The following is a 25,469-nucleotide window of genomic DNA, read 5'->3' on the forward strand; positions in this document are numbered from 1 at the left end:
AATTATAACACACTTCTTTTTCTGTGACAATCCCGTGAATCAGAGTTATAGGCGGGGTTATTTCATAATGATCAGTATTTATTTTACAGTTACACGGCATTTGTAAGAAACTTTTCCGGATCTTACTGTAATTACCGCAGTTCCTTTTTTCACACCTCTGACCACACCTTTGGAACTTACTGTGACAACAGCCTTATTGGAGGAACTGTATGTAAGTTTTTCAGCAGATGTTATTGGTCTGCGTATCGGCTTTAAGGTCGTTGTCTTTCCTTTACTGATGGTTATTCTGGACTGCAGTCCGGTTATGGCCGCAGTTCTTACTGTTCCTTTCTGTACAACGACTTTCAGTTTCGCCGTTTTTTTGCTTGCCAGAGTTACTGTGATATAAGCAGTACCTGTCTTTTTCTGTGCGGTGATCACACCTTTTTTATCTACTTTTACAATTGCAGTATTGCTGGATTTCCAGGACTTCACGGAATCTCCTTTTGCAAGACCACTGACTTTCACTTTGCTAGTAGATTTTCCCGGATTCAGACGAATTCCATATGCGTTCAGTTTGATCGTTGGTTTCAGTTTGCTTCCTGAATTCTTTGTTTCTTTTTTGGCACATACAGAACAGGTTCTTGTGATCTGTTTCGGTGCAAAAACAGTTGCAGATTTCGTTGTCTTCCAGGAACTCCACTTATGTGCTGCAAGAGCTGTTGATTCGGTCTTTTTCTCTCCGCACCAGGTACAGGTATAAGATTTTGTTCCTTTTGTCTTACAGGTGGATTTCTTTGTTACTGTTCCTGCATCCCAGCTGTGTTTTGCATGTTCTCCTTTGTTTTTCAGATCCCAGTATGTTGTCTCCTTATTTACAAAACGTCTGTAAGAATCCAGTGCCTGAAGTGCCTGTACTGTAGACATTTCGCTGGATTTTGAAATTGACATGGAATGTGAAAAACCATTGTCGCTCTGAATATAACCAGTCAGATTTGTGATCATATTCATATTTACAGTACCAAAATCATCGCTTAACGGATCAATTCCCATAGAAGTCAGTGCCAGAAGAACCTGGGCTGTACTTTCACAGGTACCATATCCGAAATCATCTCCCATGGCATTTGCCAGGTAAGTGAGTGCTTTGTCTGAAATATTTTTTGCGGCTGTATTATGGTTTCTGTAGACAGCAAGGGCCTGCAGCGCCATGGCTGTAATATCAGAGCTTCCTCCTTTTGCATCGGTAAGTCCGATTCCACCGGTTGTCGGATTCTGGAATTCTCCAAGTGCCCTGATGATGGAAGCACGGTTCCATTTCGCATTTCCCGGGATCTGGATATCTGCGGCATCCAGAGCGATCAATGCATAGATCAGTTCATTGGAACCATTTTTCAGTTTTTCAGAATTGTAGATCATCGCTGCAAGGTTTACACCGTCAACATTTGTGATGTCTTTTCCCATAGCTGTTAATGCAAGAGACACTCGCTCAATATCTGTAGGTTTCTGGTCTGCACTCCAGCCTTTTACAGTCGCACATACAGACTCGTAATATGCGTCCAGTTTATCCTGGTCAATGGTCTGTCCGCTGCGGAGAAGAGCATATACCACCCACTCATCTCCATACTGATATCCTTTTTCCTGATGAAGGTCTGTAAGATAAGAAACTGCTTTCTCAACGTCTTCAGACGCAAGTTTTTTGTTGTCTGTATCCTGTCCGTCACCTTTTGTTACTGTGAGCCTGATCTTTACAGGTTCCGGAGAATTGGTCTGGTCAACCGGTGTACCGGTAGCGATCACCGTTCCCTCGCCGATTCCCGTGATCCTGTAATCGGTTCCGATAAAGTAGTTGTTTGTATCTGGTGCTCCATCCTGACGTTTCCAGTAGCCACTTGTTTTCTTTGTAATGACTACAACACCTTTTTTGTCAAAAGTCCATTTCATGGATGGATCTGTCACGTTGTATCCCTGGTCAGAAATCTCTCCGGTAAAGCTCAGATCGATATCCTGACTTTCTCCTGATCTTACGGTTACCTCTGTTACAGGAGAAGTGACTGAAGTCAGTGGATTCTTATATACAAACTCAACCTCAGAAGTTCCGGTAATGGTACGTGTCTTTCCTGTTTCCGGATCTGTATCTTTAATTTCTGCTGTGTAAGTTACTTTTCCGGACTGTTTCGGAACAAATACTTTGGAACCGTTGCTGTAATATCCGATCGTATCATCACTGCTTGTAATGGTCCAGTCAGATGCATAACTTGCATTGGTCGGAGTTACTACGGCACTTCCCGGAATCGGGTTAAATGCAACTCTGCCGTCCTCTTCCTGACCGTCACTGTTTGCATTTCTTCCATGGATCACCTGCTGTCCGGACATTCCCGGTACAATGGATTCGATCGGCACATATGTAGATGTCAGATCTACTTTTGCAGAGATATCCGGCTGTGCCTTGGAGCTTACGGTGATAGAGGAAGTTCCCGGTTTCAGAAAGAAGAATGAACTGTAACTTTCATCATTACTGATCACAGATCCGTCAGCGGCTTTATACAGGAAACTTGAAAAAGCCATATCGCTGAAATCATCTTCCCCTGTATATTTTCCCTGAACCTGGATCTTCTTAGTCTCGGAACCTGCTACCGTAAAGCTTCCGTTTGTTATATCCTGTCCGTCAATAAGAAGTCTGACTGCTTCGATCTTCTTTGTTGTGGCGATCACAGAAACATACGCAACAACTTTACTGGAACCGTCACTGTTTATCTGTGTTGCTGTGATAAGTGTTTTTCCGTTTCTGTATACATACAGATCTCCGGAAGAAAGGTCCATTGCCATTGCTCCGGACGGCTTCATCTCTGTACAGTTCCACTCCAGATGACTACCCTCCGGTGCCTGATAATCCTTAAGGCTTAATCTACCTGCAACTTTAAATGCATTGACAGAATCCGGAGATACCTGCAGACGGGAATCTGTCAGGGTTTCTTTTGCACTTCCATTATAAGCAGAAAATTCTACCTGATACTGATTTTCTGCTGGAAGTTCCGGCCACACTTCAGTGTCCGGTTTATAGGACTGGTTTTCTCCAAAGTACGGGAATCCTTCACTGCTCTGTCCCCATTTTGTACCATTGTCTCCACGTCCGTTATTCAGGACATCAACCAGATCCAGCGTCTTCATTTCTGTCTCATCCCTGGATGTGGAATTTACCAGAACTCCCTCCGGTACAGACGGCATGGACAGGGTATCTGTCCAGTAACAGTTCTTTACAAGTCCTGGATCATCCGCAGTTTCATACTGTGCAAACAACGCGCCTTTCGGGCTCTCGCCAAAAGAAATACTGTTTGCGATAACTCCGCCTGATAATTTCTTCGCGAAACCGCAGGCATAACTTCCGGAAATTTCCACAGAACAGTTCAGTACCGCACCTTTGATGCTTCCGCCAAGTGCACCTGTATTTTCCCATACATTTCCGATCGTTCCTTTAAATGCGGTATTCTGTACAACACCGCTCTCTCCCACTCTGGTAAAAAGTCCCTGGGAATCTTTCAGCGTAACAGTATGACCCTGGCCGTCAAACACACCATTAAATTCACAGAAGTTCATATAATCACCTGTAAGAGTGATATCGTTATCCAGCACATAATACTGACCTTCTGTACCGCTCCAGATATTTTCGATCTGGTCTGCAGAAGTAATATGTGTAACGGTTACACCTTCCGGGATTTTTACCGGCGCTTCCGGTTTCTGTTTCTTCAGTGCGTTCACTGCATCGCTGAGTTTCTTTGCAGCTGCGTTTACTTCTGACTGGGAAGCTGTACCTGCATCCAGCATTTCCCTGGCCTCAGCAAGAGCCTCGGAAACAGCTTTCCAGCTGGTCTCTGTGTAGTCAGACTCTGTAAGTTTCTCTGTAGATTCAATGGCAGCTTTCAGGCTGTCCCAGTTTACTTCTGCCGGAGTCCCGGAACCTTCTGTCAGTACCGGAAGTCCGTTGTTGCTTCCATCAGAAGGAAGTGCCCATCTGAAACCTGTAGACGGGATCTCTGTATTCAGGATATCCACACTGGCTTTGATCTGATCTGCAGTCATTTTGGTTTTGCTGTCATCAGAAATATTATCGGTTCTTCCCATACCAACCGCAGACATACCGGATGCCCAGAGTGTATGGCTGATCTTATAGGAACCTCCATTTGTAGCAGCGATTCCTCCACCAAACATATCTGTATTTCCTGCAAAGTAACAGTTGGTTACTGTTCCCTGAAGATTTCCCACAAAACCTCCGATGGTATCCATATAATCACTTGCCGCATTGGAGGATACTGTAGAATAACAATTCTGGATCGTTCCTGTTACTGTATTTGCCACACTGCCCTGTCCGTCTGAAAGCGTCAGTGTGCTGCTTCCTGCAACTCCAAGATTCTGGATCGTTCCGGAAACTTTATCTGCAAGCGGCTTATCCGCAAGAGTGATCACATGGCCTTTTCCATCCAGCGTACCTGCAATGGAGCTGATCTGCTGACCGGAAGTCAGAGTGATATCTGCCGCAAGTTCATAAGTTTCGCCTTCCGCGATTCCTCCTGTCGGAAGATCTGCTGCTGTACTTATCACATGGGAAGCAGACTGTACTTCTGCCACAGCAGCCTTAGAGCTGTCTTCATCTCCTGCCGAAAATTCATCCGCCTGATCTTCCTGTCCTGCTGAAAAATCTTCTGCCCCATTCTCAGTTTCATCTGCCGCAAAATCTGCGGTATTACTTTCTTCTGCAGTGTTTTCTTCCGGATAAAGCTCCATGGAAGTACTTTCTTCTGCGGTCTGATCCGAAAACAGATCTGCGGCCTGTACCGGTGCAGTTCCTCCCAGCATCAGCGCCATTGACAAAGACACACTAAGCGCCTTTTTTCCATAGCCTTTTTTTGTTTTTTTCATTCTTTTTTTCCTTTCCTTTTATTTCCGCACTAAAAAAGTTCCCTCACTGAAATGAGAGAACTGATTTTCTATCGGTTAGTTGTATTTAATTTTAGCTGAATATCTCAGATACTCTTATCCCCTCTGCGAAAAAATAATGTAAATGACGTGGCAGAGATGCGATTCAGACCTCACGCTGGAATCCTCCTTTAAGAACTGTCTGTGGCAGTTCACCTCATCTGAAATATGCAGTTGTTTCTTCTGTTATTCTAACAGTTTGGAAATTTTATGTCAAATAATTCTCGGGATCGCTGTAGATTTTCTTTCCGTGTCCTGCTGATGTTATGAAGCACACGAATTGACTGCAGAACATCCTTTTTGCTGCAACACTCAATGGTCCACGTCCGCTCCCTGGTTTCCGGAAGCAGTCCCAGTACCCTTTCATAAGGGATATTTCCGGCCCCCAGGGCAGCATGGGAATCCCGGTCACCATTGTTGTCGTGAACATGGACATGGGTCACATAAGGCGCCAGCTTCTCTGTCCATTCCAGAACCGGGATCTTCGAATAACAGTGGGCGTGCCCCATGTCAAAACAAAGATGGAAATTCGGATATTTTTCCCCAAGAAGTTTATAAACATCCAGAACCGGATCGATCTGCGGGTCAAACACATTCTCCATCACAACTTCCAGCTCTTTATGCTTTTCCAGAAATTCTCCGAAAAACTCCGCAACTCTCTCAGGCCAGCCCTGAAGATAGTGGACATAAGGGTTCATGCAGGTATGATAGATGATCTTTTTTGCCCCAAGTTCCATACCTGCTGTATAAGTCTGGTGAAAACGCATCATCGTAATTTTACGCACTTCGCTGTCAAAAGCCGCGGGATCGATATTCATAAACGGTCCATGCAGGGTCAGTCCCCGACAGTCCATAAATTTCAACCGTTCCCGGTAGCTGCCAATGGAATCATTCAGATGATCCAGATTGTCTGCTATCGAAAATTCAATACTTTCGATTCCCACTCCTGTCTGCTCGATAATCTCGTTCATCTCATGATCCGGCAGAAGATGACTGATATATATCATAATTCTTTACCAGGGTAAGCACTTATGGCTTCCCGTCCTTTCTTTCAGGTATTTCTGTACCTGTATACAATTTTTGCCGGCCCTGCTGTTATGGCAAAGACCGGCTTTCCGTCATTTCCAATACCTCTGAAGCATACAGGAAATGCCTGTTATTTTATTATAATCTGACATCCTCACAGGGTCAAGCCGACATCTGACTGGCTATTTTTCAATAAAAAGCCCCAGAGATTTCCAGTCATTTACTGTTTCATTTCTGAGCTTCAGATCATAGGGTAAAAGTTCTACCGGCAGATCATTTTTGATACAGGTTCCGATCAGCGGAATGATCCATCTGTTATCATCCGAAATCTCCGCTCCATTTGCAAAATGATCAAAGCAACAGCTCCCGTCTCCCTGAACTTTTCCCGACATCATACGGATCGTATCAGCTCCGTTCAAATATGACAGATAAACTGTCTTATCTTCATCCTGAAAACTACCCGGCAGTTCTGTCTGCGCGATCGTAATTCCATTCTCATCCACAGTAGTTGTGTAATCAAAGATCCACCCAATATTTCCATCCCCATCTGTCAGACAAAACGTGTGGCTGCATGCGATCAGATTCCATACATCCCAATATTGCAGTTTCTCATCAGATGAATTTATCTTAACAGATAGAAAACGATAAGCCGGTGCGTCACAGCCTTTCGTTACTGCTGTGAGAGCATCCATTTTTCCAAGCGCATAGGAGATATCAAGGCTGTCCAGTCGATTACGCAATGCCTGATAGCAATCCATTTCTTCTCCATCCGTCATGCTTCCATAAACAGAACAGTAAATTCCATCATTTATCTTATTCTCTCTGACCTGATCTTCCCCAAAACTGCTGTCATCCGTCTGCCAGTCCACCTGTTCTTTAATAGAAATGGAGAAGCTGTGTTCCAGTGGTGGATGCGTCAGATTATACTTAAGAAGATCTGAAAAAGCACCATTATCATTATCTGTCAGATAACAGCCTCTTCCATCTTCCATAGGAATGGTCGTATAAGGAGTTACTGACGGAATATCATCAGGATCCTGATAAATGGCATAATTATTATTCCAGGATCTTATCTTTTCTCCGTTCCGGGAGAGAAAATCTTTTGAAAAGATCACTTCGTAATAACCATTGGAGTTCTGTGTGGAAGTCATCGCGCTGTCAGATTCCACCTCCGAAACGGACCCTTTGTGCCAGGTCAGGGTAAAGTCCTTCGTCTGATCCAGTTTCAGATTTTCGTTAAAAGTATCTCCTTTTTCGCGGCTTTGAATGATCAGATCTACAGCCCGGGTAAGATAAGCTTTCAGGACATATTCCGGAACTGAAGCTGAATCAGTATCTGTAGATTTGTAATTATTGCCACCGGCTGTATTTTTCGGAAAATCTTCCTTCAGCAGGAGCATGGTAAGAACTCCTTTATTTTCTGTTAAAGAATACCTTCCACTTTTGACAGCAAATCGCTTCAGACGTTCCTCCAGAATTTTTATGGATTCATTATATCCGACTACTGTAAATTTATCGTCCGGAGTCAGAGTCACCTGATACATGGTCTCCGCATTATATTCCCGCGGTGTATTTTTCCGGTAAAGAAAAACACCCAACAGCGTAAGTATCGCAAAGAGACAGAAAACACCACAGGCCAAAAACACCTTTTTTCTTTTTTGAGGTCTTTTTGCTGCTCTGCTGCCATCGCCTGCTTTCTTCACAGCCTGCTCTCTGCCCACGATCGCCAGCATTTCATCAATACTCTGCGGCCGGTCTTCTTTTTGCAGGGACAGTCCTCTCATCAGAATATCTTCCAGCTCAGGATCGATTTCTATCCCCAGATTGGAAGGCGCCTTCAGATTATCATCCAGAAGACGACTGTACGCTCCATCCGGTATCTTACCTGTAAGACAATACCATAAAGTAGCTGAAAGAGCATAAATATCTGTCGTCGTTCCCTGGTTTCCCTGAGAACTTACCTGCTCTATCGGACTGTAACCATCCTTCAGAGTACAGGTATATTCATCCCTTCCACATTCCCTTGCTGTCCCGAAATCAAAAAGTTTCAACCGCAGAGTCTGCGAAGGTCCACCGGAAAAATCCGTGCCTAGGACCATAAGATTGTCCGGAGCAATATCTCTGTGAATCAGACCACGCTTATGTATCAGGGAAAGCCCCGACAGGATTGGAAGAATCGCAGAAAAAAGCTGGTCTGCCGGAATTGGTCCATATCGCTTTACATATTCTTTTAAGGTTATTCCTTCCAGATATTCAAGTACAATATAACTGGTTTCATTTTCCTCAAAATAATCCAGAACTTTTACAATACTGTCACTCTTTAACGTGGCAAGAATTCTTCCTTCCCTGAGAAAAGTGTCTCTGGATTCTTTTATAAAAAGTTCCTTGATACAGACTTTAAGACCAATAGGCTCCTGGACTGCTTCATAGGCAAAGGCAAAACCGCCCTGTCCGATAAAACGAAGAATTCTGTATTTATTATTCAGTTTACTTCCGGGTTTCAGTTGCTGCATAATATTAGTTCCTTCTGTTTTCAGAAATTACTGCATCAGATTCATTTGTCCGATCATCCTGTTGATCGCTGATCTTTTGTCATCAGAACAGAGAACGGCAATCAAAAAACTGTCAAGACTGTCCTCTTCCGCGCTCTCATCCAGTACCTGAAATCTGCAGGCCTGAAGAATCTCATTCATTCGTCTTACTGTCAGGATCAGTCCCGGATCAGGAAGTTCTGCTTCACTTCCAAAGAATAAGATCATGAGTAAAAGAAGTGACCGGGAAATGCAGTCTCCCTGAAGAATCCTGTGCATAAAGCTGTACTCTTCCCAGTTCGGATCATTGGCATCCGAATCACTGAGGAGAATATAGGAATAAAATCGGTTCAGAAGTTCAAACAACTTATTAGGACTGATCTTCGCTGTGGCCAGACACTCTTTTATCTCTTCCTCGGACATATGAGCATGTCGATTCGGATCCATTTTGGAAATATTGCTGAGTGGAAGATCAAGATAAATGTTTCTTTTGATCCGTCGGTTTTTATCACTTGCCATATAATATTTGATCCTGGTATTCAGATAAAAAAGAAAATATTTGCAGATATAATATCTGGATTTTTCTCTGCCATCACAAAACATCCGTATGTTTTCACACATATAAGAAACAAATTCCTGATTCTCACCCAGTCTCCCGAGATCCTTTTCCACAGTAAGGGTTCGCTGAAGTGTATACATAGTCTCCGCATAAAAACAGGAATTCATCTGCACATAGTTTTCCATACGTGCAAGAGGAAACGCTGAATAGGAGCCATTGAACCCATTAATAAGAAATCCATCATAAGAACCACTGCTTTCAAATTCGCGGATCTGCACGATCAGACTGTACCAGTGATCAAAGGTCAGTTTTTTCTGAAAAGCATAGATCAGACTTGCCTCGATCAGATCCCGGGCATAGAGAACTTCCTCATTTTTTTCCTGTAATGCAGCGTTAAGCTCAGCAAGACTCCACTGATTGCAGAAGCCTTTGTAAATGATCCGGTAACGCAGGGGATAGCTGTCAATCTTCTTCTGGATCCCTTCAAGGGAATCCCGGTCCTGCAAGAAATCCTTCTGGATTTTTTCGAGGGATTCCAGGCACGCAAGAGCATCTTTTCCTTTGAGACCGATAATGATGTCATCAAATATTCTTTTTGTTTTCTTTCTCATATCCTGTTCCACCCCCTGATAGATCCACATACTTCTTCATGTTTATGCTTACCATTCCTTTTTTATTCCATCAATTTCAGCAGTTACTTTCTGCTGAATTTCCAGGGGAATGATTCCGCAGGCCAGCATTTTGAAATCTTCACGTACACTGTCAGCTGTTTCCTTCCCGGTCTGCAGAAATATACTTCTGGATTCTGTATCTTTATATTCCCTTTCCTTTAGATGGATGATCAGAAAACATTCTCCGTGAGTCAGCTCATAAGAATAACAGCTCTGAAACAGTCTCTGGTTCAGATAATTCACATACCATTTAAGGGTTCGGATAGCTGCCTGCTCCGGATTGTAAGTGGTGATGGAAATTACATACTGGTAATAATCTCCACCTATTCTTTTTTCTACATACATAGAATTTCCCTTCCTGACGGTGAAAGCTTTTTACGAGGAAGTGCGTTTACTCATTAACTGTGTAGGTAAGGCTGTCCGGCATTTCCGTTAATTTCAGTTCCTGGCGCCCACTGTCAATCATGGACTGGCATAATGTCTCTGCATTTACATAGTTATTTTCTGTGAATCCATCATCTAATACGATAATTCCGGCTCCGTCAAGAGCTTTAAGATTTTCGTTTTTCTCAAGATTATTAAATGCGAGCACATATCTGATATAGTCACCTTCATCAGTAACTTCTTTTGTCATGAAATCGAAATTTTCAACCCCTGGATAAACCTGGCTGACATCAATACCCTGGATGCTTTCGAGAGTATAACCTGCAGATTTGTAAAAAAGAGTTTCATCATTTAACTGCACAAGCTTTTTGCTTCCACTTTCATAAAAGATCACTATATATTCCGGATGTTCTGCAGTGTCGTCAGTCTTAAATACACGGTGCTCTATTAACAGAGAATCCGTAGCCGGTGTTGCAATGGCAGTTTCTGATGTGCTGCTGTCAGAAGTGACGTCAGAATTTGCTGAAGAATTCATGATCTGAGAAGCAGCTGAAGAATCTGCTTCATTGGAAGTGGAGGACGTTGAACTGGCAGTCTGACTGGAAGCCGCCATTCTTGTTCCTGTAAAATAACCGACCGACCGGCCGATCACCGTAGCAATTGCAATCACTGCAACAGCTTTTACCACATTAGATATCTTACTCATAGCTTATTTCTCCTTCTCTTCTGTAAATTTATTATGTATAAACAGTATAGTAAAATATTTCTGCATATTTTTGCGAAAAATATTTCTACCTGGATTATACCATAAGCTTAATTACCCCTGGATATAATTTTTGCCGGCCTCTGCTGCTGCAAAGACCGGCTTTTTATCATTTCCTCTGTAGCTGGAGTACATTGGAAATGCATGTTATTTTGAGAATTTTTTTTACAAGAATTATACGAGAACTTTCTCTACCGCATTTTTCCATCCGCTGTATTTCTGCTCTCTCTCGACCGCATTCATGGACGGGATAAACTGGTTGCGGTTTTTCACCTCAAAGATGCTTTCCATCTTGTAAAGTCCACAGCTTAATCCTGCCATCAGGCCAGCTCCGAACGCGGAAGATTCTTCACATCTTGGAAGGCTTACTGTTGTTCCCAGGATATCACTCTGGAACTTCATCAGATACTGGTTTCTTGTAGGGCCGCCGTCTACGCAGAGCTCTTTTACTGTCATTCCATCTTCTGCCTTCATCATCTCCACAATGTCTGTGATCTGATATGCAATGGATTCCAGCGCTGCTTTTACAACCTCTTTCTTTCCGGTTGTTCTGCTCATTCCGTAGATAATGGCTTTTGCGTCGGATTTCCAGTAAGGTGCTCCCAGACCGGAAAATGCAGGAACCAGATAAGTAGTATCATTCTTATTCGCCTGCTCTGACATTTCCTGAGTCTCACCTGGAGAAGTGATCAGTCCCATGTCATCTTTCAGCCATGTGATCACTGCACCTGTGTAGTTGATGTTTCCTTCCAGAACATAAGTAATTTTGCCGTTAAGCCCCCATGCAAGAGAAGTTACAAGACCAAGATCTGACATGATCGGTTCTGTTCCTGCGTTCATCATAACAGAGGAACCTGTTCCGTATGTAGCCTTAACCATTCCCTTTTCGATGCAGCCCTGTCCGAACAAAGCACCCTGGGAAGTTCCGCTTACAACCGGTGCGTCCGGAAGTGCAATGTTCAGAACTTTACGTGGGCACTCAGCGCCAACAACCTGGCTTACCATGGAACCAAGTCCGCCAAACGGTGCGTGTTCCTCAGCAGTTACAACAACTTTTGCATTGGATGCTGCTTTTACGATTGCTTCTTTGTCCAGAGGTTTTACGCAGTACATATCAAGAACTGTTGCGTGAATACCGTCTTTCTCAAGAAGTTTGACAGCCTCGTAAGCCAGGCGTACACCATCTCGCCGCATGCGATGATCGCTGCGTCTGTACCATCTGTAAGAACCGTTGCCTTGTCCATTTCGAACGGGCAGTTATCCTCTGTATAAATATCCTCAACCGAGTTTCTTCCTACACGGATGTATGCCAGTTTCTCATCTTTCAGAAGTGCCTCGATCAGTTTTGCTGTCTGGAAACGGTCACTTGGAAGATAAACTCTCATGTTGGGGATTGCGGACATAGCGGCGATATCCTGTGCGGAATGATGGCTCATTCCAAGAGCACCGTAGCTGATTCCACCACTGATTCCGATAAGTTTTACATTTGTGTTGGAGTATGCAACATCGATCTTGCACTGCTCATAGCTTCTTGCGGAAAGGAAGCATGCAGGAGAAGCTGCAAAAGCTTTTTTGCCACAGTGTGCAAGACCTGCGGATACGCTGACAAGGTCCTGCTCAGCGATTCCCATCTCAACGAACTGCTCCGGATATGCGTCTGCAAAAGGTGCCAGAGATGCAGATCCTCTGGAGTCACTGCAGAGAACAACGATATCTTTATCGGTTTCCGCTTCTTTTAAAAGTACGTCACAAATTGCTTTACGGTTTGGAATCTTATTCATAATTACAGCTGCTCCTTTCTCTTTCTCTCTTCAAAATCTTTCATGATCTGCTCATACTCTTCCTGGCTCGGTACGTGATGATGCCAAGCAGCCTTGTTCTCCATAACTGCAAAGCCTTTACCTTTAACAGTGTTTGCGATGAGGACTGTCGGCTGGCCTTTTGTCTGTTTTGCTTCCTCAAATGCTGCGTGGAGCTGCTCAATCTTTTATCTCTTTCCTTTACAAACCATACTCTTTATATAATTTCCTGCAAGCCTCCGCACTGTCTATAATTTTCCCAATCTCATCCATTCGGCCATCCGCAATCAGACGATTGATCAGCATTCTCATCCGCGCTTCGCCAATGGCCTCACCCTCAGCTTTTCCTTCCGCTTTACCTTCTGCCTTTCCAATAATTTTTCCACGCGCTTCTCCTAACTCAAGTAATCGTTCCGATTCCAACTGTAAAACCTTTCCGCCCATAACTTCATCCACTCCTTTCCTGATTTTTTCTTCTTTCCGGAAAATATAATCGGATATCCTTACGATTAGTCTATTCAAATCTGTATATAATTCTGACCTTCCCGCCATCGAAAGCTCTTTCTCCAGATTTACCCGGATATCCTCGTACTCACTCAACAATTCCTGTAACTTCTCTGTATTTTCTCCTATCGTATGCGCTGACTCTTCATATCTCATCACATAAAACGGCAGCAACATCAGTAAATTCTTCTCAAAAATGCTATCCTTTGTATAACGCTCCACCTTCACCGTCGGAACCCGATATACACACACCTGCCCATCCGGAAGCTTTAGCTCCACTTCCTCAACATCCGGCGTATTCTTCGTAGTTCTCAAATAAATCACACAGGACCTGGGAAACTCCACAAAAAATCTCCGTCCAACCCTCCGCCTGCTCTCCAGCGCAATAGCAAGATCATACTCAAACATCCGGATTGCCATCGTAGCATCATCTGTACTCTGACACTCAATATGATACACCTTATCCCCGATCAAAAGCCGGGCATCCGTGATCAATTCCCCGTCCTCCAGCTGATGCTCATTCCGAAGATGCACGATCTTCACATCCTCCGGATACGAAGTATGGAACACCTCGTTGATAAGCGGAACAAGCAAGTACGTCATCTTCTCCACCATCGTCCGGAAAACGTCATCGAATATAGTATTGTTGTTCATTAACACTCCTATCGGTATATATGAATTATACCACACAAACAAAACATGAAAACGCCATAAACCGGCCTTTCATAAATTCACAGAAACAAAAATGGAAAATGCTTCAGAATACGAAGCTCCAAGAATGTCCATACAGACAAAAGATCTTATAAGATATAACAACCATATCACATACTATAAAAAAAATCACTCAGATTTCATCTAAAAATCCCACTATAATTCGACAAACAGACAGCAGAACCCCTCGATTTACTTCGTCAGACAGCCGGAAATTTTTTCGCTTTTCAAAGCTGAGGAAATTGCGAGGAGGGGAAGCATTCGTAGTTGCGAAAGGCCATTTCCCCTCCTCGCGCTCCTCCCCTCCGGCCACGCAAATTACTGTAGGTTGTGGAGATGTGTTCAGATACTGGCGGGGCGATGGATGCTGCGGTATTGGATATGAAACGCTGTGCCGATCTATTCCTATTCTCCACAACTTTTTCCAGTCACTCACTTACTCCCATCAGGTCACAAGGAACCCCAACCTTTCCTCCCTGCCGTCCAGCGCAGCGACAACGATCCCAAACATCTCCCGTTAAACCACAAGCAAACTCAGCCTTTCCTCCCTGCCGTCCAGCGCAGCGACGACGACCCCAAACACCTACCGGCAAACCACAAGCAAACTCAGCCTTTCCTCCCTGCCGTCCAGCGCAGCGACGACGACCCCAAACACCTACCGGCAAACCACAAGCAAACTCAGCCTTTCCTCCCTGCCGTCCAGCGCAGCGACGACGACCCCAAACACCTACCGTTAAACCACAAGCAAACTCAGCCTCTCCTACCAACCGTCCAGCGCAGCGCTGACGGCTCATCCAACTCCCGAGCAGCCCCACACACACTACCGCCATGAAAAGCCAGCCCGTGAGGCGTGTGCTGCCTGTCGACGGACTCTGCAGGAGGGGAGCTGATTCTTGGCTGGCGGAAATCTGCGTTGCTTCAAAAATTCTCACTGTCTGAGCGGCTTCAGACGCGAGTTTGAGAATTTTTGAAGCGGTTTTAGCAGAATTCCGGCAGCCTAGAAGCCAGCCCCCGACGAAGCCCCGGCGACAGGAAGCACACGCCTCACGGGCGTCCCTTTCACGGGCGTCCCTTTCACGGTCCTCCCTTTCCCACAAAAAAAGAACAGGCCGGCACACACCGACCCGTTCACAAAAAACTGAATCCCAAAAATCAAAAAATCAGAAGCACTCCTTATAAATCTTATAAACCCTCTCCCGATCCAATTTCACAAAATTATTCGCCATCAATCTACCCTGGTTCTCCAGCACAGAATCCGTAAACTCCTCAAGCTCCTCCTCGGACACCCCATACTCATGCAGCGCCTTCTTAGGAATCATCACATTCAGAAGCTTCTCCAACTCCTCATAAACAACATCCACATCACATCCAAGGATTCCCGCCATAAATTTATTCAGGCGCGCAATCTCGCCATCACTCTTGATCTCCATATAGTTGTTGAGCACACCGGTAAACATTGCATAATTGGACTCACCATGAGCCACATGATACTTAGCCCCCAGCGGATAACTCAAAGCATGCACAGCCGCACACCCCGCATTACCAAACGCAATACCCGCATAATTAGCCGCCATCAGAAAATCCTTCATCAACGGAATCCGGGCCTCCTGACCATGATCCCTGATCTCCATATAACCCTTCAGGATCATCTCGATCGCCTTATACCCAAACATCCTTGTAGTCTCATTCCCCTTAGGAGAAAGACTGGACTCCACAGAATGCACCAGCGCATCAATAGAACTCGTAGCAAAAAACTGGAACGGCAGATCCTCCAGAAGCTCCGGGATCAGCACAGCAGAATCCCCGTAAAGCTGCTCCACAGCAAGCCCTTTCTTCGTACCCTTCGCAGTCAGGGAAAGAATCGAAATATTCGTCACCTCAGAACCCGTACCACAGGTAGTCGGAACCAGCACCAGCTCCTTATTCTTCACGATCGGAAGCAGCCCGTCATAAAGATCCGTAACCGGAGAAATATTCTCCAGTGCAAACAACTTGGAAAGATCCAGAATGCTGCCGCCACCAACAGAAACCACACGCTTCGCATCCTTCGGCACATCCTTCCAGATTGCCTCAGCCATCACATCCGTAGGCTCGCCCTTACCATAATCCTCACGGAAGATCACATCACAGCCAAGCCCCAGCGGCTCAAAAAATTTCTTAAACAATCTCTTATTGGTAAAAAGCAGATCCCCTTTACCAAGTTTAAATTCCTCCGCAAACTGCCGGCAATTATTAAAACTGTAAATCGTCGGTCTGATCATCAGTTCCTGCATAGTTTTTCCTCCTGTCAGCCCCGCATTTCGCAGAAGCTCTTTTTATAAAATTTTATTATAATATAATAACACTGGCAGACAGCCCTCTGCAATCCGCATTACCACCCGCCTCCTGCCAAACAGATCAAACGCCAAAACAGGCTTTTACATTCTACTTTGCCACCGGCATACGATCCCTTCACAAGTCAGGCAGATATTTGCAGCTCCGCAGAGGACTTTCCTGATCCAATCAGTTTTCAACATCCATGCGTCAGGAGCGTACCATACATCTCCGGTCTTCGATCCCGGAAAACACCCCACTCCCGTCTCTTCTGTGCGATGGCATCCAGATCAAACTCCGCAGTGATCACACCCTCCGTCTCTCTGTCAGCCTCAGCCACCAGTCCGCCGGTCTCATCCGCAATAAAGGAAGAACCATAAAACGTCATCTCCGAATCCTTCTGCACCTCATGACCGATCCGGTTGGAGGCAACTACAGGCATGATATTTGCAGCCGCATGCCCCTGCATACATCTCTGCCAGTGCGGTTTGGAATCCGTCTGAAGAACCGGCTCACTGCCGATCGCAGTCGGGTAAAACAAGATCTCCGCCCCCAGAAGCGCCATACATCTGGCAGCTTCCGGAAACCACTGATCCCAGCAGATGCCCACACCAATGGTTGCATACTTCGTTTTCCAGACCTTAAACCCGGTATCACCCGGAGTAAAGAAAAACTTCTCCGCATAAGGCATCCCATCCGGAATATGGGTCTTTCTGTATTTTCCAAGAACCGTACCATCCGCATCAATAATGGCAATAGAATTAAACGCCGCATTTCCTGCCCTCTCAAAAAAGCTCACAGGGATCACCACGTCCAGCTCTTTTGCCACCTCCTGAAAACGCTTCACAGCCGGATTCTCCTCCAGCGTTGTGGCAAGGTCCATATATTCAAAATCATGTCTCTGACATATTACAGTTGAAACTTTCTTTTCACTGCATCCACCAGAAAATCCGCAGTACCTTCCACGCCAAGAAAACTGCTGTCCACCAGAATACTCTTGTGGTTCTTGTCATCCGGGTGATATCCCGCATACTGCATATGATAGGAATCACGGGCCTCATCAATAGCCACGATCATTTTTCTGGCCTCTTCAACCTCAATGTTCAGATCCTTCACACAATGCTCCACACGAACCTCATATGGTGCATAAATGTAAATATGCATGACATTTTCCATCTCTTCCAGAGTAAAATCCGCACACCTTCCGACAATAACACATGTCTCTTTTTCCGCAAGAAATTTAATGATATTCTGCTGCGCCTCAAAAATCTTATCCTGTGTATTGCTGGTTCCTTTTCCAAGAGGAAACATCATTCTTGCAAAAGGACTGGCCTTGACTTTTTTCGCTGTCTCCTCCACTTCATCCACAACAGACACCGGAAGGTTCAGCTTCTTTGCAGCCTGATCCACAATATCCCTGTCATAATATTCAATCCCCAGTTTTTCCGCCATCTTTTTTGCGATCGGACGACCCATGCTGCCAAACTGTCTGGTGATCGTAACTACGTATTTACTTTTTCCCATATAATTTCCTCCCGAATTAAAGGATACATTCCAGGTTCATGTTTTTAATGTTCATACCATCCGACGATTCCCGGATTCAGATTGATGTTGATCTGCTTGATCTCCTGATACTCCTCAAGGCCCTGAACACCCAGGTCACGGCCGATTCCGGACTTCTTGTAACCGCCCCACGGAGCCTCGTTAAATGCCGGGTTATAACAGTTGATCCAGGTAATACCTGCGCGGATCTCTCTGATCACCCGAAGCGCTCTGGAACCGTCAGCGGTAAATACTGCTCCAGCCAGACCATACTCCGTATCGTTTGCCATGTCAATGGCCTCTTGCTCTGTCTTAAACGTCTGAATAGTCACAACCGGTCCAAAAATCTCCTCCCGGACAATGGTCATATCCGAAGTACAGTTATCAAACACCGTCGGTCTTACATAAAAGCCTTTCGCACACTCCCCTTCTGTGTAACGCTCGCCGCCGCACACAAGCGTAGCACCTTCCTCAACGCCCTTTTTAATATATCCAAGAACTTTATTCATATGGCTCTCAGAAACCAGCGGGCCCATATCCGGATTCTCCATAGGATCTCCAATAGTGATGGCATTTGCTTTCTTTGCAAGACGTTTCACAAATTCATCCTTGATACTTTCCTCGATGATAATCCTGGAACCTGCGGAGCACACCTCGCCCTGATTCAGGAAAATACCGATCATGGCCCATTCCACTGCGCCGTCCAGATCCGCATCTGCAAAGATCACATTGGGTGACTTTCCGCCAAGCTCAAGGCCGATCCTTTTTACATTGTCTGCTGCCGCACGCATGATGCTCTGTCCCACTTCCGTGCTTCCGGTAAAAGTAACCATATCCACATCTTTGCTCTCCGCGATCCGGTTTCCTGTAATTCCGCCAGGGCCAAGGATCAGGTTCACGCTGCCCTTGGGCATTCCGATCTTCTCAAAAATCCCAAACAGTTTCACACAGGAAAGCACACAGTTGGAACTTGGTTTAAACACCACACTGTTACCGGCTGCCAGTGCAGGAGCCAGTTTCCACACACCCATCAGCAGCGGATAGTTCCAGGGAGTGATCAGTCCGCACACGCCAACCGGCTCATGAACGGTATAGGAATGCATTTTTCCAAAACCTTCATTTACTTCATAAACACCGCCCTGTGGCATTTTTAAGAGTCCTGCATAATAGCGGAAACAGTGAACTGCATCATCCACATCAGCCTCTGCCTCTCTTAAGGGTTTTCCATGATCCATGCAGTCCAGCTTCGCAAAATCCTCTTTTTCCGCATCAATAGCATCTGCGATCTGAAGAAGGATATCCGCCCTTGTCTGGGAATCCATATCACGCCATTCCCTTGTCACATAAAAAGATTTTTTTGCCGCCGCAATGGCTTTATCTACATCCTCCACATTTCCTTCCGTTACCATGGCAAGAACCTCACCATTTGAAGGATTTAATGTAGGAACTGATTTTCCTGTACTGCCTTCTACCCATTCACCATCAATAAACATTTTCTGAAGTTCCATAAGCGTCCTCCTTTTATTTTCTTAACCCGTTCAAATAATCTTCCCATTCAATCTTCTGGCTCCCACGATCATCGGATCTTTTCACCTTCAAAATAATTTGCTTCCACCTTCATCCCCCGGATCTCTTCCTTATCCACTTCAAAAAGATCTCCGCTGAGAACAATGATATCTGCCATTTTTCCCGGCTCCAGGGTTCCCATGGAATCCTCCACATGATAAACACGGGCCGCGCCGGAAGTGTAAGCTTTTAGCGTATCTGCCATGGAGATTTTTTCCCAGGGGTTGGTGGATGTCAGTTTTCCGTCATCATCTCTTCTTGTAACTGCCGCATAGATCGTTGTAAAAGGATCTATGGTCACAACCGGATAATCGGTTCCAAGTGCCAGCGCACCTTCATGCTCCAGCAAAGTCCGGAATGGCCACTGAAGCCTCGCACGTTTTTCCCCGATCTGGTTCACCTTTCCATTTGCCGCAAGTGTCACATGATACGGCTGAACCGAAGGAATCACATCAAGCTCCGCAAAACGATCCAGATCATCGGAATGGATATTTTCGATATGCTCGATGGTATTTCGAAGACCATGCTCCCCGTTGACTTCCGCAGATTTTTCAAAAAGATCCAGCGCCATCCGCACGGAACCATCTGCGATACAGTGAAGTCTTACCTGGATCCCCGCCTTGTTTGCCGCAATGATCTCTTTCTTCATTTTCCGCTCCGGCCATAACGGAAGCCCCTCGCCGCAGGTTTCCGGCTTATCGGTATAAGGCTCCAGAAGAAGCCCTGTGTAAGTCTCTGTCACGCCATCAATAAAGCCCTTTACCCCTGCAATGTGAAAATGCGGGGAATCAAAATGCTTCTGAAATTTAAAATACTTCGAAAATTCCGTATATCCGAAAAGTTTCATGTAGGAAAAAATCTGTGCCTTAAGCCCTTCTTCCTCATCCAGTTTTTTCAGGATATCGTATTTTTTCATGGTTTCTTCGGTGTAATCATCGGCAAACATTTCACTTGCCGCGGCAATTCCATAGTCTGCCAGAACATCCTGAAAATTCCGGTGGATCTCCCGCATCTCTTCCTCCGAAAACTCCATATATTTTTTCTGAGCCGGTTCACATGCTGCCGGTTCCAGAAGAAGTCCGCTTAATTCACCATTTTCAAACTTTACATTTACACCGTTATCCATTTTCCGGTCCGGATCGATCCCTGCCTCTTCCAGTGCTCTGGAATTCAGCCACATGCTGTGGCAGTCCGCACAGAAAAGATACACCGGCCTGTCGGGAATGGCCTCATCCAGAAGTCTTTTATCCGGAAGCGGCTCGTCACCCCAGTTGGTGATAAACCATCCGGAACCTCGGATTCTTTTGTAATCCGGATGTGCATCTGCAAATTCCTTAATGATCTTTACACATTCTGCCTGGGAACGTCCTTTTCCCAAATCTGAACACACATATCTGCTGCCATCAATGGCTCCGGAAAAAAGATGGGTATGTGCATCCAGGAAAGAGGACATGATCATTTTTTCTCCGTGATCGTAAAGAGGCCAGTCCGCATAATCCTTATCTCTCTGGAAATCCCAGGGAAGAACCGCCTGGATCTTTTTGTCCACTACTGCGATGGCTGCCGGTCTGGGGAAATCTTCAAGACCTGTAAAAACAGCTTTACTTCTCAGAATAAATTTTCCCATAAGCCATACCTCCTACATCACAAAACCACAGATCAGAAATCCCACAACAGAAAGTACACTTGCAATGATTACATATGGAAGCTGTGTCAGCGCATGTTCCATATTGTCAATTCCTGCACTCTGGGAGGAAAGAAGTGTCGCATCTGTATAGAAGCAGGCATGGCTTCCAAATGCACCACCGGAAATGATCGCTGCCATAATAAGGATCGGATTTGCGCTGATGGCTGCACCAAGTGGAAATACGATAGGTGCAACTACTGCGCTCATGCCCCAGAGAGAACCGGTAGTAAAGGTAAGTGCCGCAACCAGAACAAAAGCGATTGCCGGGAAAACCGGGCCCCAGAGAAGCGGTTTTGCAACAGAAATAATAAAATCTGTCATTCCCATTCCCTCCGTTACTTTCTGAAGTACAAAGGCAATGACCAGAAGGATCAGAATCGGAAGCATATCTGCAAAACCACGGACAACCAGATTAAAGAAATCATCCAGCGCAACCACTTTCTGCGGTACATAAAGCACGAAACAAACGATCAGGGAAACCACAACAGCCAGAAGCAGGTTGCTTGTCGCAATAGCAATGGCAACCAACACACCCATGGGAATCACGAAATTCCAGATGTTACCTTCTTCCTCATAACCTTTTCTGTCATCGTGGTTATATTTTCTGCTGGCATCGCTGTAAACCTTGCCAGTCTCCTCCACACGTTTATAGGCTTTTTTCATAGCACCAAGCTTTGGCATCACACCCAGCGCAAAGAGGAAAACAATAGCAATGGTAAGGATCGGATAAAAGCAATAGGGGATCGCACGGATATAAGCCTGAATACCGGTTTTAAATCCCAGCACCTTCACACTTGCCTGGTCAATAAAAAGACTTGCGTAAAAAACAGCCCATGTAGAAAACGGAAGCAGTACACACACCGGAGCACCGGTGGCATCCAGCATATAAGCCAGCGCCTCTCTCGGGATCTTACGTTTGTCGCAGACACCTTTCATGCAGACGCCGATGGAAAGCACATTCAGATAATCATCCACAAAGATCAGGATACCCATAACAAAAGTAGTAAGAAGGGTTTTTCTCTCGGTATTACAGAACTTCGAAACCAGTTTCTGGAAACCAAAAGTGCCTTTCGACTCCTGAAGAAGAGCGATCAGACTTCCAAACAGACCACACACCAGAACGATCCATACATTTTCAGCAAGCACATCCTGGATCAGCGTACACCACTGCGGCAGAAAATCCTTCCCATACATGAATATGGCCGCCAGAAGAGAACCTCCGATCAGAAATTCCACACATCTCCTGGTTGCGATCGCACCGACGATAATAACCAGAAGAATAAAAATTGCAATCAGTCCAGTATTCATTTTTTTCTCCCCTTTCCTTCTGTAAACCAGAAAGAGGCATACCCGTTAAACGGATATGCCCCTTTGCATCAACAGACTTTTTCGTGAAACAAAAAATGGCGTATTCATTGCGTTTCCGCAATCAATACACCATCGTACGTTTCGTGTTTTTTATTATTTTGATACTGATATACTATTATTTTTCACACTCTGGTACAATGCTTAATTTCGGTAGTTAAATTAATGTTTTTTAAGTATATATACTTGATTTTAAGTATATGTGATAGTATACTAACTTCAAATGAAATCAGTACTCACAAATCTGGAAAACCAGTAAGATTTATCCAAAAATAAGACAAACATTACGGTTACAATCCACTGCATATCCATAACCCTGATCTCTTTGTAACTAAAAAACAGCAACCACTGTACCAAAAAAAGGAGAAAAACCATGGAAAAAAACACCTTTCTTATGATCAACGACATGATCTACGATCTCTATTCCTGCACCAGCCTTAACGAAATCAAAGCAAAATTCCTGCTCCGCCTGAAAATGGTCATCCCCTACAGCTACGCCAGCATCCTCCTCCACGAAACCACCGAAGATCCGGACACCATCCGCCTCACCACCCCAATCTGCATCCCCGAAGCCTTCACTGAAGCAGAAAACGAATACATGAAGGTCGCAGACGAAGACCACCTCCTCTGGCTCCTCCACTCCCGGGAACCCCGCCTCGTCCGCGAAAGCGATCTCCTGGAAGACCAGCAGCGCCTCAACTCCCCCCTCTACGTCCACTGCTACCGCAAATACAACATCTTCGACTCCATGCAATACGCCAGTGTCTACCAGCAGGAACTCCTGGGAATCCTCACCCTCTTCCGCACCGAAAAAGACGGCCCTTTCACCAATGAAGACATGTTCTACCTCCAGGCCATCGGCATGCACTTAAACGCCGTCCTCTACCAGATTACCCACAGCCTGCCCCAGACCAACGACCTCAAACAAACCCTCGCCCGCCTGAAAAACACCTGCCACCTCACAAACCGCGAACTCCAGATTGCCGAACAGATCTACCAGTACCGCAACAACGACGAAATCGCAGGGTCTCTCGGCATCCGCGAAAACACCCTACAGAAACACCTGCAGAACATCTTCCGAAAAACCAACGTAACCTCCCGCTGGGAACTCCTGAGATTCCGTATGCGATAAAAGCCGTCCAGCGCAGCGCTGATGGCTCATCCAACTCCCGGGAAACCACTCAACCATTCCTCCTGAACCACACTACCACTTCACCACTCTCCCATCCCGCCCGGAAAAGCCAGCCCGTGAGGCGTGTGCTGCCTGTCGCCGGACTCTGCAGGAGGGGAGCGCTTCTTAGGCGGTGGGAATCTGCGTTGTTTTTCAAAAGTTCGCTGTTTGAGCGAAGCGAGTTCGGACTTTTGGAAAACGGTTTTAGCAGATTTCCAGCGTCTTAGAAGCCAGCCCCCGACGAAGCCCCGGCGACAGGCAGCACACGCCTCACGGGCGTCCCTTATCCGCCCCACACCCCCACACAAAAAAAGACTCCGCAGCCACCCAATCCCGGGTCAGCCACGAAGCCTTCATTTTTATATGTATATCTATCTCACATGCTCATCTATGTCTGTCACAACTGGTTTCCGTATCAATCCCTCAACCCATTCTGCTCAAAATCCCTGAACAGACTGGCCTCACCATCATCCGCAAACGCATTTGCATCTCCCTGATCAGAACCATCCTGTCCACCTTCGATACTTTCATCCTGAGAATCCTGACTATCCTGTGCCGCACTCTCCTCAGAGCTATCCTTACTAGCACTATCATCCTTACCAAGTTTCACAGTAAGCGTCTTCTTCTTATATTCATTACCATCCAGAACCGCAACCGTCACATCAATCTTTTCCTTCGGCTCATAATACTGAAGCAGCTCAACCAGCTGATCAATACTGGTAATGGTCTTACCATCAAACTCCGTAATAACCATATTCTTGGTAATACCCGCATCATCAGCCGGGCCACCCTCAGTCACCTCAGTAACAAACACACCCTGCGGAATACCATAAATCTGAACAGCCTCATCACTGACCGTGCTGCCTGTGATACCAAGAATACCATGATTATCCACTTTATCCCTTGCCTTGGCATTCATCATATTCTCAAGAGAATCCGCAACATCAGAGATTGCAATGGCATAACCCATACCCTCAACCTCCGTAGAAGCAAGTTTGGAAGAGTTGATACCAACAACCTCACCATCCATATTCAGAAGCGCACCACCACTGTTACCAGGGTTAATAGCCGCATCCGTCTGGACCAGATTCACACCCTTATTGATACTGCTGCTGTTATCTGTAGAATCACTGGACTCAATCTGACCTGAAGAATCTGTCTTACGGTTCTTTGCACTGACAATACCAGTAGTAACAGACTGGCCATAACCAAGTGCATTACCAATAGCAACAACCTGCTCACCAATCTTCAGATCATCAGAACTTCCGATCTTTGCAACAGAAATCGCATCCATCGTGTCATTAGAAACATCTTTGGTTGCAACAGACACAACCGCAAGATCCTCGTTCTCATCAAAGCCTTTTACAGTAGCCTCATAAGCACTTCCATCTGCAAAAGCAACGGATAAAGTATCCGCACCATCCACAACATGATAATTGGTTGCGATCAAAAGCTCCGATTTTGTCTTACCGATGATAATACCGGAACCACTGCCCTGAACTTCCTGCTCCTGGCTTGGCGCATACTGGGAACCAAACATGCTGTAATAATTCTGAACCTCCTGAACAGACTTGGTTGTGATCGCAACTACAGAAGGCATTGCCTCCTCAGCAACCTCGGATACATCAAGACTTCCCTTGGTATCGGAAGATTTTGTATCTGTTGTATCTTCGGTACTCTTATCTGACTTTTTATCAGATTTCATAAGTGTCAGCTTCTCGGAACTATCTGTAGCTGCCTGTACAGACTGTGCTCCTGTAAAATAATCCACACCTTCATATGCACCAACACCAATGCCACCTGCAAGTACTGCACACAGGCTGATGGTTGCACCTTTTTTCATCATTTTCTTTATTTTTAATTTTCTGTTGTTATTCATGATTAAGTCCCTCCCTGGAAAAAAATTTCTTCTCTGTTTCCTTTTGAT

At 45.4% G+C, this 25,469-nt stretch carries 15 protein-coding genes and 3 pseudogenes; 1 reads left to right on the plus strand and 17 read right to left on the minus strand.

Going from position 1 to position 25,469, the window contains the following annotated elements; translation table 11 throughout:
* Positions 1-78: 78 nt before the first annotated feature.
* The 16 genes and pseudogenes from G5B12_RS09490 to G5B12_RS09560 form a co-directional block, all read right to left on the minus strand.
* Complete coding sequence (locus tag G5B12_RS09490; protein ID WP_174088103.1) at positions 79-4,893, minus strand: Ig-like domain-containing protein; 4,815 nt, start codon at positions 4,891-4,893, stop codon at positions 79-81.
* A gap of 248 nt (positions 4,894-5,141) precedes the next feature.
* Positions 5,142-5,957 carry a sugar phosphate isomerase/epimerase family protein gene (locus G5B12_RS09495; protein WP_118071503.1) on the minus strand — a complete coding sequence of 272 codons (816 nt, stop codon included), beginning with the start codon at positions 5,955-5,957 and terminating at the stop codon, positions 5,142-5,144.
* A 201-nt stretch (positions 5,958-6,158) separates the two neighbouring features.
* On the minus strand, positions 6,159-8,489 hold the full coding sequence (locus G5B12_RS09500) for a serine/threonine protein kinase (RefSeq protein WP_174088104.1): 2,331 nt from the start codon (positions 8,487-8,489) through the stop codon (positions 6,159-6,161).
* Positions 8,490-8,516: 27 nt separating this feature from the next.
* Positions 8,517-9,677, minus strand: coding sequence for a hypothetical protein (locus G5B12_RS09505; protein ID WP_147344030.1), 1,161 nt, complete (start codon positions 9,675-9,677; stop codon positions 8,517-8,519).
* 48 nt (positions 9,678-9,725) lie between these two features.
* Complete coding sequence (locus tag G5B12_RS09510; RefSeq protein WP_174088105.1) at positions 9,726-10,082, minus strand: hypothetical protein; 357 nt, start codon at positions 10,080-10,082, stop codon at positions 9,726-9,728.
* A gap of 46 nt (positions 10,083-10,128) precedes the next feature.
* Positions 10,129-10,827, minus strand: coding sequence for a hypothetical protein (locus tag G5B12_RS09515; protein ID WP_119248060.1), 699 nt, complete (start codon positions 10,825-10,827; stop codon positions 10,129-10,131).
* Positions 10,828-11,058: 231 nt separating this feature from the next.
* Positions 11,059-11,763, minus strand: a complete 705-nt coding sequence (locus tag G5B12_RS17490) for an FGGY family carbohydrate kinase (protein WP_255493924.1) — start codon at positions 11,761-11,763, stop codon at positions 11,059-11,061.
* Positions 11,755-12,665 (minus strand): annotated as a pseudogene (locus G5B12_RS17495) (transketolase C-terminal domain-containing protein); the annotation flags it as partial. The gene G5B12_RS17490 and the pseudogene G5B12_RS17495, both read right to left, overlap by 9 nt.
* 2 nt (positions 12,666-12,667) lie before the next feature.
* Positions 12,668-12,868, minus strand: a pseudogene (locus tag G5B12_RS18325) (transketolase); the annotation flags it as partial.
* Positions 12,869-12,884: 16 nt separating this feature from the next.
* Positions 12,885-13,841 carry a hypothetical protein gene (locus G5B12_RS09530; protein ID WP_021976071.1) on the minus strand — a complete coding sequence of 319 codons (957 nt, stop codon included), beginning with the start codon at positions 13,839-13,841 and terminating at the stop codon, positions 12,885-12,887.
* Positions 13,842-15,058: 1,217 nt separating this feature from the next.
* Complete coding sequence (locus G5B12_RS09535; protein WP_174088106.1) at positions 15,059-16,171, minus strand: 4-hydroxybutyrate dehydrogenase; 1,113 nt, start codon at positions 16,169-16,171, stop codon at positions 15,059-15,061.
* Positions 16,172-16,407: 236 nt separating this feature from the next.
* Positions 16,408-17,118 (minus strand): annotated as a pseudogene (locus tag G5B12_RS09540) (nitrilase-related carbon-nitrogen hydrolase); the annotation flags it as partial.
* 2 nt (positions 17,119-17,120) lie between these two features.
* Complete coding sequence (locus tag G5B12_RS09545; RefSeq protein ID WP_174088107.1) at positions 17,121-17,735, minus strand: cytidylate kinase-like family protein; 615 nt, start codon at positions 17,733-17,735, stop codon at positions 17,121-17,123.
* A gap of 44 nt (positions 17,736-17,779) precedes the next feature.
* Positions 17,780-19,261, minus strand: coding sequence for an aldehyde dehydrogenase family protein (locus tag G5B12_RS09550; RefSeq protein WP_174088108.1), 1,482 nt, complete (start codon positions 19,259-19,261; stop codon positions 17,780-17,782).
* A gap of 68 nt (positions 19,262-19,329) precedes the next feature.
* Positions 19,330-20,946 (minus strand): amidohydrolase, encoded by a 1,617-nt coding sequence (locus G5B12_RS09555; RefSeq protein ID WP_174088109.1) that lies wholly within the window; start codon positions 20,944-20,946, stop codon positions 19,330-19,332.
* Positions 20,947-20,958: 12 nt separating this feature from the next.
* Entirely contained in the window at positions 20,959-22,314 is a 1,356-nt protein-coding gene (locus G5B12_RS09560; protein WP_174088110.1) for a Na+/H+ antiporter NhaC family protein, read from the minus strand.
* A 430-nt stretch (positions 22,315-22,744) separates the two neighbouring features.
* Here G5B12_RS09560 and G5B12_RS09565 point away from each other — a divergent pair, with 430 nt between their 5' ends.
* Positions 22,745-23,503 carry a LuxR C-terminal-related transcriptional regulator gene (locus tag G5B12_RS09565; RefSeq protein WP_118071514.1) on the plus strand — a complete coding sequence of 253 codons (759 nt, stop codon included), beginning with the start codon at positions 22,745-22,747 and terminating at the stop codon, positions 23,501-23,503.
* 454 nt (positions 23,504-23,957) lie between these two features.
* Here the strand turns inward: G5B12_RS09565 and G5B12_RS09570 are convergent, their stop codons facing one another.
* Positions 23,958-25,421, minus strand: coding sequence for a S1C family serine protease (locus G5B12_RS09570; protein ID WP_174088111.1), 1,464 nt, complete (start codon positions 25,419-25,421; stop codon positions 23,958-23,960).
* Positions 25,422-25,469: the final 48 nt, after the last annotated feature.

The sequence above is a fragment of the Blautia sp. MSK.20.85 genome (assembly GCF_013317245.1).
Classification (GTDB): domain Bacteria; phylum Bacillota; class Clostridia; order Lachnospirales; family Lachnospiraceae; genus Blautia_A.

Excerpts from the sequence above, each read along its gene's own strand:
- G5B12_RS09490 (WP_174088103.1), bottom strand. The coding sequence starts at position 4,893 with ATGAAAAAAACAAAAAAAGGCTATGGAAAAAAGGCGCTTAGTGTGTCT.
- G5B12_RS09495 (WP_118071503.1), bottom strand. The coding sequence starts at position 5,957 with ATGATATATATCAGTCATCTTCTGCCGGATCATGAGATGAACGAGATT.
- G5B12_RS09500 (WP_174088104.1), bottom strand. The coding sequence starts at position 8,489 with ATGCAGCAACTGAAACCCGGAAGTAAACTGAATAATAAATACAGAATT.
- G5B12_RS09505 (WP_147344030.1), bottom strand. The coding sequence starts at position 9,677 with ATGAGAAAGAAAACAAAAAGAATATTTGATGACATCATTATCGGTCTC.
- G5B12_RS09510 (WP_174088105.1), bottom strand. The coding sequence starts at position 10,082 with ATGTATGTAGAAAAAAGAATAGGTGGAGATTATTACCAGTATGTAATT.
- G5B12_RS09515 (WP_119248060.1), bottom strand. The coding sequence starts at position 10,827 with ATGAGTAAGATATCTAATGTGGTAAAAGCTGTTGCAGTGATTGCAATT.
- G5B12_RS17490 (WP_255493924.1), bottom strand. The coding sequence starts at position 11,763 with ATGGTTAAGGCTACATACGGAACAGGTTCCTCTGTTATGATGAACGCA.
- G5B12_RS09530 (WP_021976071.1), bottom strand. The coding sequence starts at position 13,841 with ATGAACAACAATACTATATTCGATGACGTTTTCCGGACGATGGTGGAG.
- G5B12_RS09535 (WP_174088106.1), bottom strand. The coding sequence starts at position 16,171 with ATGCAGGAACTGATGATCAGACCGACGATTTACAGTTTTAATAATTGC.
- G5B12_RS09545 (WP_174088107.1), bottom strand. The coding sequence starts at position 17,735 with ATGGGAAAAAGTAAATACGTAGTTACGATCACCAGACAGTTTGGCAGC.
- G5B12_RS09550 (WP_174088108.1), bottom strand. The coding sequence starts at position 19,261 with ATGGAACTTCAGAAAATGTTTATTGATGGTGAATGGGTAGAAGGCAGT.
- G5B12_RS09555 (WP_174088109.1), bottom strand. The coding sequence starts at position 20,946 with ATGGGAAAATTTATTCTGAGAAGTAAAGCTGTTTTTACAGGTCTTGAA.
- G5B12_RS09560 (WP_174088110.1), bottom strand. The coding sequence starts at position 22,314 with ATGAATACTGGACTGATTGCAATTTTTATTCTTCTGGTTATTATCGTC.
- G5B12_RS09565 (WP_118071514.1), top strand. The coding sequence starts at position 22,745 with ATGGAAAAAAACACCTTTCTTATGATCAACGACATGATCTACGATCTC.
- G5B12_RS09570 (WP_174088111.1), bottom strand. The coding sequence starts at position 25,421 with ATGAATAACAACAGAAAATTAAAAATAAAGAAAATGATGAAAAAAGGT.